Below are 587 nucleotides of genomic sequence, written 5' to 3'. Positions count from 1 at the left end.
TACGCTTTTAGCATCGCTTTACTTACTAAGTCTGTCGTCATGCGCTTATCGATGTGCCAACCGACGATTCGTCTGGAGTATAAATCCATTACTATTGCTAGGTACATCCAGCCTTCACCCGTTTTCAAGTACGTGACATCACCAGCCCAAACTTGATTTGCAGCTACTGGATTGAAGTTTTGATTCAATAAGTTATCAGCTACGCTATCACTATGCTTGCGCTTCGTCGTCACCTTATAAGCAACCCGTTGTGTCACGGTTAAGCTAAGCTTTTTCATGAGCTGTTGAACTCCATAATTACTCACCTGAAAGCCCTCCTTGCATAACCGTTTCTTTAACTCTCGGTAACCCAAGCTATTTCGACTGTTTTTAAAAATAGCTTTGGCTCTTCGATATAGATTAAGCTGCTCAGGTGCAATGCGCTTCACAGGCCTATTTAGCCAAGCATAATAAGCGCTGCGACTCACACCTATTACTCTGCAAAGCTGCGTAACAGGAAATATCGACGAGAGTTGTTTTATCGTTTTAAACGCTATTTGGTTTCTTTTAGCAAGAGGGCACTGGCCTTTTTTAGGATTTCCTTTTCC

The 587-nt window shown here is 42.4% G+C and carries 1 pseudogene; it reads right to left on the bottom strand.

The features are described 5' to 3' along the window. Positions 1-587: pseudogene (locus HC733_RS22575) on the bottom strand (IS3 family transposase); the annotation flags it as partial.

The organism is Pseudoalteromonas sp. S16_S37, assembly GCF_014694405.1.
In the GTDB taxonomy this organism is placed as follows: domain Bacteria; phylum Pseudomonadota; class Gammaproteobacteria; order Enterobacterales; family Alteromonadaceae; genus Pseudoalteromonas.
This window is presented reverse-complemented; position numbering and strand designations above follow the sequence as displayed.